This window comes from Type-D symbiont of Plautia stali (assembly GCF_001485335.1).
GTDB lineage: Bacteria > Pseudomonadota > Gammaproteobacteria > Enterobacterales > Enterobacteriaceae > Pantoea > Pantoea vagans_C.
Map to the genome: position 1 here is coordinate 1 of NZ_BBOC01000124.1, position 11,449 is coordinate 11,449.

Sequence of the window (11,449 nt, forward strand, 5' to 3'; positions counted from 1 at the left end):
CTCGCCCCTAACACTTTCCGCGCTTCCCTTGCCACGTTCGCCATCTCGTCACTTAACTCCAGCAGTTCAGGCTCCAGCGCCGCGATATCACTCTCCTGATGCAAACTCTTCTCCAACTGCTGGCACAGCTGTTTCAGGCGAGGCACGCCGCTGTAGCTGGCGCTGCCGTGCAGCTTATGGATAATCTCGCGCAGCCCCGCCACATCATTGCTCGCAATAAAATGCTCCACGCGTTCTTCCACTTCGGGCAGAAAATCCAGCAGCATTTGCAGTAAGTCGCGCGCCAAATCCGGCTTGTTGGCTGCCTGGCGCAAGGCCAGCGTCCAGTCGAGAGACGGTGCGACGTTCGGCTGTGTTGGCTGAGCCGGGACGCTATTCGGTGCATAACGTTGCAGCAGTTGGTTCAGCTTGTTTTCATCGATGGGCTTCGCCAGATAGTCGTTCATGCCTGCGCCAATCAACTGTTCGCGCTCACCATCCAAAGCATGTGCGGTGACGGCCACAATTGGTGTATTGGCGTGCAGCGGCAGGCTACGGATGATTTCACTGGCACGAATCCCATCGATATCGGGCATCTGAATATCCATCAGGATCACATCCAGCTTGTGCAACCGCGCCTGGCGGATCGCCTGTTCCGCGTTGTCGCACAATATGATGTGCTGCACCTGCTCCTCCAGCAGTGCGCCAATCAGTTTCAGGTTGGCAGGGTTGTCGTCCACCGCCATCACCGTCAGCGGTTGGCGAGCACTGCGCGCCGGCACATTGCTGTCTCGACTGTGCAAATCCAGCAGCATCGGCAGCAGGCGCGTCAGAGAGATGGGTTTAGCAATGCATCCCGCAATGCCACGCACACGAAGGTCGTCCGCAAACAGCATCATTTCGCTTGGCAGCGCCAGCAGCACCGAATCGGCGCGTGATCGCAGACGCTCAATCAATGCATCAGACAGGGTCGCGGGATGGGGTTCATTAACCGGTAATCCCATTAGCAGCAGCGGGAAATCTGCGTCGGGCATCTCTTCCAGCGTGGCGAAATGCTGCACCTGCAACGGCGTAATGCTGAGCATCTCCTGCACCGCTTTGGCGACCGCAGCATGGGGTTCGATGTAAGCAAGCGGCACGGGGCGCAAATCATCCAGCATACGAGGAATCGGCGGTGCATTCGGGTTGAGATCGAGATGGATATGCACCCAGAAGGTCGATCCCTGATTATGCCGGCTGTGGAAGGCGATCTCGCCGCCCATCTCACTCACCAGTTTCTGCGTAATCACCAGACCTAAACCCGTGCCGCCATGACGGCGCGAGATACTGGCATCCGCCTGACGAAACGCCTGGAATAGCTGCGACTGCTGCTGCTCAGAGATACCTATGCCGGTGTCATGAACCTGCAGTTCCAGCTCTACGCGTGTGGTGCTGATACTGCGCAGTTCTACGCGTAAATCGATGTGGCCGCGTTCGGTGAACTTGATCGCGTTACCCAGCAGATTGATCAGGATTTGCTGCAAACGTAACGGGTCACCAATCACATTGTCTGGTACCTGTTTCTCCAGGCAAACGGTGATTTCCAGACCTTTTTCATGGGCCGAGGGTGCCAACAGCACCAGGGTTTCATCCAGCGTGGCACGCAGCGGAAACGGGATCGACTCCAGCACCAGCTTGCCCGCTTCCAGCTTCGAGAAGTCGAGCACATCATTAATAATGCTCAGCAGGTTGTTGGCGGAACGTTCGATGGTGATCATGTAATCGCGCTGGTTGGTGCTGAGGCCAGTTTTCAGCATCTGACGCGTAAAGCCAATCACACCATTTAGCGGCGTACGCAACTCGTGGGACATGTTGGCGAGGAATTCTGATTTGATACGCGCCGCTTCCTGGGCGCGCTTTTTCGCCAGATCCAGCTCGACGTTTTGAATCTCCAGCTGTTCCAGCGTTTCGCGTAAATCGTAGGTCGCCTGATCGATATTTTGCTGCATCTCTTCGTGATAGGCGGTCAGCGACATCGCCATCGCGTTGATGCCGTTTTTGAGGATACTCAGCTCCCCCAGCATGTACCCATCCACCCGGCTGTCGAGCTGACCACGGCGGATACGGTCAACCGTGGAGACCATATTGCGAATCGGCCCCGTGACATCGCGCATCAGACGATAGGCAAACAGCATGGCGATACACAAACAGAACAGCAGCAGCAGAGTGGCGACGAACACCTCTTTATACTGCTCCAGCCGCACGGATTGCAGATCCAGTTCGATGGCGACATAGCCGAGTGGATTGCCCGTCGGTTTGGCATCTTCGCCCGGCAGTTCATCCACGGAGTAGCGTTCAGAGATAATCGGCGTGCGCAGCACCATTACACTGCCGTGACGCTCAACGGAGACGCCATCCTCCAGCGTCGAGATATCCTCTTTTTGCAGCAGCGCGAGATTTTGATTGTTGTTTGAGGTGACGTAGATGTGATTGTTGTTGTCGAAAATGGTAATGGCACGGACAATATCGGAATGACGACGATGCAACAGGCTGACCAATTCGCGAATGGCATCGCGGTTGTGCCAGGTCATGCCATATTCGCTCGATACCGCCAGCGGCTCGATGATGTTCGAGCCCGCGTCGCGTACCTGATGCTGTAATTCGTTATAGCGGTGAACCACGAAGAAGGTACTGAGCAGCAGGCCAATCATCAGCGTTGGCGCCAGTATCAAAATCATCATTCGCGCCCGCAGGCTGTATTTGGTCATAATTGTGGCCTGGCGACTCCTGGCATTTTTATCCCTGTGCACGTTCCGGTAGCGGCGGCACACCCAATTAATATAGAGAATTCACAACACTATGGCGCAATTTTACTCCGCAAAACAGCGCGTGACGACTAAGCAGCGTATTACCGTCACCATTGAAGACCTTGATCCTTTCGGACAAGGTGTTGCGCGCCATAAAGGTAAGGCGATGTTTGTCAGCGGCGCGCTGCCGGGTGAACAGGCTGAGGTCACGGTGCTGGAGGACAAACGTCAGTACGCGCGAGCCAAAGCTAATAAGATCACCAACCCAAGTGCGCAGCGTGAGAAACCGCGCTGTGTGCATTTCGGCGTGTGCGGCGGCTGCCAGCAGCAACATGCGGCGGTTGAACTGCAGGAGGAAAGTAAAGCGCGCGCGCTCAGCCGCATGCTCAGCCGGGATACGCCGTTGCCGGTGCGTGTGGATGAAATCATCAGCGGTGCCCCTTGGGGCTATCGCCGTCGTGCGCGTTTGGGGTTGCAGTGGCAACCAAAACAGCAACGTTTGCAGATGGGATTCCGTCAGGCGGCGAGTAATGATCTGGTGGCGTTAACTCAGTGCCCCGTTTTGGTGCCCGAGCTTGAGGCATTATTGCAACCCTTGCACCGCTGCCTCAGCAGCTTAAATGCGGTCAGGCGTTTGGGCCACCTGGAGCTGGTACTGGCCGATAATGGGCCGCTGATGGTGCTGCGTCATCTTGATGCATTGTCCGCTGGCGATCGTGCAAAACTGGAACGTTTTTCGCATGAGCACAAGCTGATGTGTTATCTGGCCGACGGCAGTGACAGCTTGCAGCCGCTGGGCGAATACGCACCTTTCTACCAATCTTATGATTTAAAACTGACTTTTAGCCCGCAAGATTTTATTCAGGTTAATGATGGCGTGAATCAGCAGATGGTGGCGAAAGCCATTGAATGGCTGGATCTGCAGCCAGACGATCGGGTGCTGGATCTGTTTTGCGGTATGGGTAACTTCACATTGCCGGTAGGAAAGTTCGTACAAAATGCCGTGGGTGTGGAGGGTGTTGCAGCATTAGTCCGCCAGGCAGCGTATAATGCTGAACTGAATAATCTTAAAAATGTCCGCTTTTTCCAGCACAACCTGGAGGAAGATGTTGCCCACCAGCCTTGGGCAGCGCAGGGTTTCAACAAGGTGTTACTGGATCCAGCACGCGCTGGCGCCGCCGGTGTGATGTCGCATGTGGTTAAACTTGCGCCGCAACGTGTGGTCTATGTTTCCTGTAACCCCACAACACTTGCGCGCGACAGTCAGGCATTACTGTCGGCGGGCTACCATTTGGAAAGGGTCGCGATGCTGGATATGTTCCCACATACCAGCCATCTCGAATCCATGGTGCTGTTTAGCAAAACATAAGCGGCGTTTTCGTCGTTATGGCAGGAGAGGATATGGTTGCGGTTAGAAGTGCGCATTTAAATACGGAAGGGGAATTTGCCCTTGACCAGTGGATCGCCAGTTTAAATATTAATAATCCGCAATCCTGCCAGAAACTGGCGGATGCGTGGCGCTACTGTGAAGCCGAAACGCACGACCATCCAGATCAGGCTCTGTTGCTGTGGCGCGGTATTGAGATGGTGGAAATCCTCACCATGCTCAGTATGGACAACGACAGCTTACGCGCCGCGCTGCTGTTCCCGCTGGCAAATGCCGATGTGGTGAGCGAAGAAGAACTGGAAAAGTCCTTCGGTAAGGGCATTGTGTCGTTGGTTCATGGCGTGCGCGACATGGATGCCATTCGCCAGCTGAAAGCGATCCATAATGATTCCATGGCCTCAGAGCAGGTGGATAACGTCCGCCGTATGTTGCTGGCAATGGTGGAAGACTTCCGCTGCGTGGTCATTAAACTGGCCGAACGTATTGCCCATCTGCGCGAAATGAAAGATGCGCCAGAAGATGAGCGCGTGCTCGCGGCGAAAGAGAGCACCAACATCTATGCGCCGCTGGCCAACCGTCTGGGCATCGGCCAGCTCAAATGGGAGCTGGAAGATTACTGCTTCCGCTACCTGCATCCTGACGAATACAAGCGCATTGCCAAACTGCTGCACGAGCGTCGTATTGATCGCGAAAGTTATATCGATGACTTCGTCGATAATCTGCGTAAAGAGATGCAGAAAGAGGGCGTGCGTGCTGAAGTCTATGGCCGCCCGAAACACATCTACAGCATCTGGCGCAAGATGCAGAAGAAGTCGCTGGCGTTCGATGAACTGTTTGATGTTCGCGCGGTGCGTATCGTGGCGGAACGTTTGCAGGATTGTTACGGCGCTTTAGGAACCGTGCACACGCTGTTCCGCCACCTGCCAAGTGAGTTTGACGATTACGTCGCCAATCCCAAGCCCAACGGCTATCAATCGATTCATACCGTGGTGCTGGGTCCACAAGGCAAAACGGTGGAAATCCAGATTCGTACCCGCCAGATGCATGAAGATGCCGAGCTGGGTGTGGCGGCGCACTGGAAATACAAAGAAGGCCCAACCGCCGCCAATGCGCGTGGCGCAGCGGGTCATGAAGGCCGGATTGCCTGGCTGCGTAAACTGATCACCTGGCAAGAAGAGATGGCTGATTCTGGCGAAATGCTGGAAGAGGTGCGCAGCCAGGTGTTTGATGATCGCGTGTATGTGTTTACGCCTAAAGGCGATGTGGTGGATCTGCCATCCGGTTCGACGCCGCTGGACTTCGCTTACCATATTCACAGCGATATCGGACATCGTTGTATCGGTGCCAAAATCAGCGGGCGCATTGTGCCCTTTACCTATCAGTTGCAGATGGGCGATCAGATTGAAGTCATCACCCAGAAGCAGCCGAACCCGAGCCGTGACTGGCTGAATCCTAACCTCGGCTACATCACCACCAGCCGTGGGCGTTCAAAGATTCACAACTGGTTCCGTAAGCAGGATCGTGACAAGAACATTCTGGCAGGTCGTCAGATTCTTGAGAGTGAATTGAGCCAGCTGGATATCAGTTTCCGCGAGGCGGAAAAAATTCTACTGCCGCGCTACAACGTCAGTTCGCAGGACGAGTTGCTGGCGATGATTGGCGGCGGTGATATTCGCCTCAATCAGATGGTGAATTTCCTGCAGGCCAAACTCCATAAGCCGAGCGCTGAAGAGGAAGACCGTGAAGCGCTGCGTCAGCTGACGCAAAAAGCTTATACGCCAGCGCCGCGCAAAGAGGGCGGTCGTGTGGTGGTGGAGGGTGTCGGCAATCTGCTGCATCACATCGCACGTTGCTGCCAGCCGATTCCGGGCGACGATATCGTGGGCTTTATTACCCAAGGTCGTGGTATCTCCATCCACCGCGCTGATTGTGATCAGCTTAATGAGCTGATCTCACACGCCCCTGAACGTATTGTTGATGCGGTATGGGGTGAGGATTATTCCAGCGGCTATTCGCTGGTGGTGCGCGTTACGGCCAACGATCGCAGCGGTTTACTGCGTGATATCACCACCATTCTGGCGAATGAAAAAGTGAACGTACTGGGTGTTTCCAGCCGCAGCGACACCAAAAAACAGCTCGCTACCATTGATATGGATATCGAGATTTACAACCAGCAGGTGCTGGGCCGCGTGCTGGCTCGCCTCAATCAGGTGCCGGATATTATTGACGCGCGCCGCTTGAACTGATGTTTGCCAGGTCGGCATAAATGCCGACCCTACATTCATTCGGTGCGTCGTAGGGTCGCCATTTATGGCGACCTTTTCCATTTTTAACCGCTAAGGATCTCCCTCATGACAGCCCTCAACCGCTTGCTCACTATCATGCAAACCCTGCGCGACCCGGAGCGTGGTTGCCCTTGGGATCGTCAACAGACGTTCGCTTCCATTGCCCCTTACACGCTGGAAGAAACCTACGAAGTGATCGACGCCATCCAGCGCGAGGATTTTGACGATCTGCGCGGTGAATTAGGCGATCTGCTGTTCCAGGTGGTGTTCTACGCACAAATGGCGGATGAACAGCAGCGTTTCAACTTTAATGACATCTGCAATGCCATCAGCGACAAGCTGGAGCGCCGTCATCCGCATATCTTCGCCAATCTGCAGGCAGACACCACTCAGGATGTACTCAAAAACTGGGAAGCGATTAAGCATCAAGAGCGAGCTGAAAAATCGCAGCATTCGGCGCTGGATGATATCCCCAAAGCACTGCCTGCCCTGATGCGCGCGCACAAAATTCAGAAGCGCTGCAGCACGGTGGGTTTTGACTGGAACACGCTGGGTCCGGTACTCGACAAAGTGTATGAAGAGATCGATGAGGTGATGCACGAAGCGCAGCAGGCGGTCATCGACAGTGACAAACTGGAAGAGGAGATTGGCGATCTGCTGTTCGCGACGGTGAATCTTTCACGCCATTTAGGTAGCAAAGCAGAAACGGCGTTGCAGAAAGCCAACGACAAATTTGAACGTCGCTTCCGCCAGGTTGAAAGCATTATCACGGAACAGGGGCTGGCAATGAACGACGCCACGCTGGAGCAGATGGAAGAGGCCTGGCAACAGGTGAAAGCCTGTGAGAACAAAGACTCAGCGATTATTCCATAAATTGCCGATTATTCCTCCTTTGAGCATAATTTAGCCGCTTAAGCTTACTCGATTCAGCCTTGCGGCAACTTTGTGACGTACGTCAACATTTCACCCGCCTCTATCCGCTATGTTGTCGGCTGCAATGCGTGGGGATGGTGTGATTGATCAATTGTGGCTTAGGACGACTTCGGGTATACTATTTTCCCGTCTTGGTTATTCCATCGTCTTTAAACCTAAACTCTCAGGTTCAGCATGACAACGAATTATATTTTTGTGACCGGCGGGGTTGTTTCCTCTCTGGGCAAAGGCATTGCCGCAGCCTCCCTCGCAGCCATCCTTGAAGCACGTGGTCTGAATGTGACCATCATGAAACTCGATCCGTACATCAACGTCGATCCGGGTACCATGAGCCCGACACAGCACGGTGAAGTGTTCGTCACCGATGATGGGGCCGAAACCGATCTGGATTTAGGTCACTACGAGCGTTTCATTCGCACCAAAATGTCTCGCCGTAACAACTTTACGACCGGTCGTATTTACTCAGAAGTACTGCGCAAAGAGCGTCGCGGTGACTATCTGGGTGCCACGATTCAGGTCATTCCGCATATCACCAATGCGATCAAAGAACGCATCATTGAAGGTGGCGAAGGCCACGATGTGGTTCTGGTTGAAATTGGCGGTACTGTCGGTGATATCGAGTCACTGCCGTTCCTCGAAGCCATTCGTCAGATGGCGGTTGATGTGGGCCGTGAACACACCATGTATATGCACCTGACGCTGGTGCCGTATATGGCGGCTGCAGGCGAAGTGAAAACCAAGCCAACCCAGCATTCAGTGAAAGAGCTGCTGTCGATCGGTATTCAGCCAGACGTGCTGATCTGCCGTTCAGACCGCGCAGTGCCGGCTAATGAACGCGCTAAAATCGCGCTGTTCTGTAACGTTCCGGAAAAAGCGGTTATTTCCCTGAAAGATGTGGATTCTATCTACAAAATCCCTGGCCTGCTGAAATCGCAGGGTCTGGATGACTATATCTGCAAGCGTTTCAACCTGAGCGCACCGGAAGCGAACCTGGCCGAATGGGAACAGGTTATTTACGAAGAAGCCAATCCGGGCGGCGAAGTCACCATCGGTATGGTCGGCAAATATGTCGAACTGCCCGATGCGTACAAATCAGTGATTGAAGCGCTGAAGCACGGTGGATTGAAAAATCGTGTGACCGTGAACATCAAGCTGATCGACTCGCAGGATGTGGAATCACGCGGTGTCGAAATTCTGAAAGATCTCGATGCTATCCTGATCCCTGGCGGCTTCGGCTACCGTGGTGTGGAAGGCAAAATGCTCACTGCGCAGTACGCCCGTGAGAACAACATCCCTTATCTGGGCATCTGCCTGGGTATGCAGATTGCGCTGATGGAGTTCGCACGCAATGTGGCCGGGATGGAAGGCGCCAACTCAACTGAATTTGTGCCAGACTGTAAGTACCCGGTGGTTGCGCTGATCACCGAATGGCGTGATGAAGAAGGTAACGTTGAGCAGCGTAGTGAGCAGAGCGATCTGGGCGGCACCATGCGTCTGGGTAGCCAGCAGTGCCAACTGACGTCAGGAAGCAAAGTGCGCCAGCTGTACGGTTCTGACGTGATTACTGAACGTCACCGCCATCGTTATGAAGTGAACAATCTGCTGTTGAAGCCGATTGAAGCGGCGGGTCTGCATATTGCGGGCCGTTCCGGTGATGACCAGCTGGTGGAGATCATTGAACTCCCGAATCATCCGTGGTTCGTAGCCTGTCAGTTCCACCCGGAATTTACGTCGACCCCGCGTGATGGTCATCCGCTGTTCGCTGGCTTTGTTAAAGCCGCGCAGGAGCACCAGAAGCGGTTAGCGAAGTAAGAGTTTAACGAACAGCGCGCGAACTTTTCGCGCGTTGTTTGTCTTAGGATTGACTAACTTGTACTGAGGAAAATCGAATGTCCAAAATCGTAAAAGTCATCGGTCGCGAAATCATCGACTCCCGTGGCAACCCGACTGTAGAAGCAGAAGTGCATCTGGAAGGCGGTTTCGTTGGTCTGGCTGCTGCGCCATCAGGTGCTTCAACCGGTTCTCGCGAAGCACTGGAGCTGCGTGACGGTGACAAATCTCGTTTCCTGGGCAAAGGTGTAACCAAAGCGGTTGCAGCTGTTAACGGTCCTATCGCTGCTGCGGTAACCGGTAAAGATGCCAAAGACCAGGCGAACATCGATAAGATCATGATCGAGCTGGACGGTACTGAGAACAAATCCAACTTCGGCGCTAACGCCATTCTGGCTGTTTCTCTGGCTGCGGCTAAAGCGGCTGCGGCTTCTAAAGGCCTGCCACTGTATGCGCACATCGCTGAACTGAACGGCACCCCAGGCAAATTCTCTATGCCTCTGCCAATGATGAACATCATCAACGGTGGTGAGCACGCCGACAACAACGTCGACATCCAGGAATTCATGATTCAGCCAGTTGGCGCGAAAAACGTGAAAGAAGCCATCCGTATGGGTTCTGAAGTTTTCCACAACCTGGCAAAAGTACTGAAAGCCAAAGGCATGAGCACTGCGGTTGGTGACGAAGGTGGCTACGCGCCAAACCTGGGTTCAAACGCTGAAGCTCTGGCTGTTATCGCTGAAGCGGTAAAAGCAGCCGGTTACGAGCTGGGCAAAGACATCACCCTGGCGATGGACTGTGCAGCATCTGAATTCTACAAAGACGGCAAATATGTGCTGGCTGGCGAAGGTAACAAAGCCTTCACCTCAGAAGAGTTCACGCACTTCCTGGAAGACCTGACTAAACAGTACCCAATCGTGTCTATCGAAGACGGTCTGGATGAGTCTGACTGGGCGGGCTTCGCTTACCAGACTAAAGTTCTGGGCGACAAAATCCAGCTGGTTGGTGACGACCTGTTCGTGACCAACACCAAGATCCTGAAAGAAGGTATCGATAAAGGCATCGCTAACTCCATCCTGATCAAATTCAACCAGATCGGTTCTCTGACCGAAACTCTGGCTGCAATCAAGATGGCGAAAGACGCAGGCTACACCGCGGTGATTTCACACCGTTCAGGTGAAACTGAAGATGCTACCATCGCTGACCTGGCGGTCGGTACTGCTGCAGGCCAGATCAAAACCGGTTCTATGAGCCGTTCTGACCGTGTTGCTAAGTACAACCAGCTGATTCGTATCGAAGAAGCGCTGGGCGACAAAGCCCCGTTCAACGGTCTGAAAGAAGTTAAAGGCCAGTAATGGTCTGCTGATGTGGCCTGACCGGCTGCATCATCGCTAATAAAGCCCCGCCTCGTGCGGGGCTTTTGCTTTTTGCTGCGAAGCAGCTGTGAACCGACGGCGAAAATCTGCCATAATCTGCGCCTCGAATTTTAGACGTGAGTAAAAAATGTTCTACCCGATTAACGAAATGTTCCAGACCCTGCAGGGTGAAGGTTTTTACACCGGTGTTCCGGCGCTGTTCATCCGCTTGCAAGGATGTCCGGTGGGCTGTAGCTGGTGTGATACCAAACATACCTGGGAAAAGCTGGCCGATCGGGAGACATCGCTGGGCGATATTCTGGTGAAAACCGTGGAGAGCGACGCCTGGGGCAGCGCCGATGCGGCGATGCTGATTGAGACCATTCAGCGCCAGGGTTGGACCGCGCGCCATGTGGTGATCACCGGCGGCGAACCGGCGATTTTCGATTTGCGCCCGTTAACAGAAGCGCTGGAAGCCGCAGGCTTTGACTGCCAGATTGAAACCAGTGGCACCCATGAAGTGCAGTGCTCAGAAGCCACTTGGGTGACGGTTTCACCCAAGGTGAATATGCGTGGCGGTTATGATGTGTTGCCGCAGGCGTTGCAACGAGCCGATGAAATTAAACATCCGGTGGCGCGTGAGCGTGATGTGGAAGCGTTAGATGCGTTGCTGGCCGGTCTGCACGACAATAAAAAACGCATTGTTGCACTGCAACCGATCAGCCGTGGTGATGCGGCGACCAAACTGTGCATTGAGACCTGTATTGCCCGCAACTGGCGCCTTTCAATGCAGACACACAAGTATTTGAATATCGCCTGATAAATCAGGTGCGCATCAAGGTACAACCGGGCACATGGGTAACAGATCAGACCGGGCACATAGGTAACACTTTT

Annotated in this window: 7 protein-coding genes; 6 read left to right on the forward strand and 1 reads right to left on the reverse strand. The window is 54.0% G+C overall.

Going from position 1 to position 11,449, the window contains the following annotated elements; translation table 11 throughout:
• Window positions 1-2,726: two-component sensor histidine kinase BarA (barA, locus tag PSSD_RS24165; RefSeq protein ID WP_058973988.1), on the reverse strand; the 2,726-nt coding region annotated here is incomplete at its 3' end.
• Between the two features lie 91 nt (window positions 2,727-2,817).
• Between barA and rlmD the strand changes: the two genes are divergently transcribed.
• From rlmD to queE, 6 genes are all read left to right on the forward strand, one after another.
• Window positions 2,818-4,134, forward strand: coding sequence for a 23S rRNA (uracil(1939)-C(5))-methyltransferase RlmD (rlmD, locus tag PSSD_RS24170; protein ID WP_058973989.1), 1,317 nt, complete (start codon window positions 2,818-2,820; stop codon window positions 4,132-4,134).
• Window positions 4,135-4,166: 32 nt separating this feature from the next.
• A complete protein-coding gene (gene relA / locus PSSD_RS24175; protein ID WP_039330725.1) occupies window positions 4,167-6,398 on the forward strand; it encodes a GTP diphosphokinase in 2,232 nt (743 codons plus the stop codon).
• 105 nt (window positions 6,399-6,503) lie between these two features.
• Window positions 6,504-7,310, forward strand: a complete 807-nt coding sequence (gene mazG, locus PSSD_RS24180; RefSeq protein WP_058973990.1) for a nucleoside triphosphate pyrophosphohydrolase — start codon at window positions 6,504-6,506, stop codon at window positions 7,308-7,310.
• A gap of 234 nt (window positions 7,311-7,544) precedes the next feature.
• Window positions 7,545-9,182, forward strand: a complete 1,638-nt coding sequence (gene pyrG / locus PSSD_RS24185) for a glutamine hydrolyzing CTP synthase (RefSeq protein ID WP_039330729.1) — start codon at window positions 7,545-7,547, stop codon at window positions 9,180-9,182.
• 77 nt (window positions 9,183-9,259) lie between these two features.
• Window positions 9,260-10,555: a phosphopyruvate hydratase gene (eno, locus tag PSSD_RS24190; RefSeq protein WP_034823037.1), complete on the forward strand. Its 1,296-nt coding sequence runs from the start codon at window positions 9,260-9,262 to the stop codon at window positions 10,553-10,555.
• A 148-nt stretch (window positions 10,556-10,703) separates the two neighbouring features.
• Window positions 10,704-11,375, forward strand: a complete 672-nt coding sequence (queE, locus tag PSSD_RS24195) for a 7-carboxy-7-deazaguanine synthase QueE (RefSeq protein ID WP_058973991.1) — start codon at window positions 10,704-10,706, stop codon at window positions 11,373-11,375.
• The last annotated feature ends 74 nt before the right edge of the window (window positions 11,376-11,449 follow it).

Bases quoted from the DNA above. Each gene is read 5' to 3' on its own strand.
- rlmD (WP_058973989.1), top strand. From the start codon at position 2,818: ATGGCGCAATTTTACTCCGCAAAACAGCGCGTGACGACTAAGCAGCGT.
- relA (WP_039330725.1), top strand. From the start codon at position 4,167: ATGGTTGCGGTTAGAAGTGCGCATTTAAATACGGAAGGGGAATTTGCC.
- mazG (WP_058973990.1), top strand. From the start codon at position 6,504: ATGACAGCCCTCAACCGCTTGCTCACTATCATGCAAACCCTGCGCGAC.
- pyrG (WP_039330729.1), top strand. From the start codon at position 7,545: ATGACAACGAATTATATTTTTGTGACCGGCGGGGTTGTTTCCTCTCTG.
- eno (WP_034823037.1), top strand. From the start codon at position 9,260: ATGTCCAAAATCGTAAAAGTCATCGGTCGCGAAATCATCGACTCCCGT.
- queE (WP_058973991.1), top strand. From the start codon at position 10,704: ATGTTCTACCCGATTAACGAAATGTTCCAGACCCTGCAGGGTGAAGGT.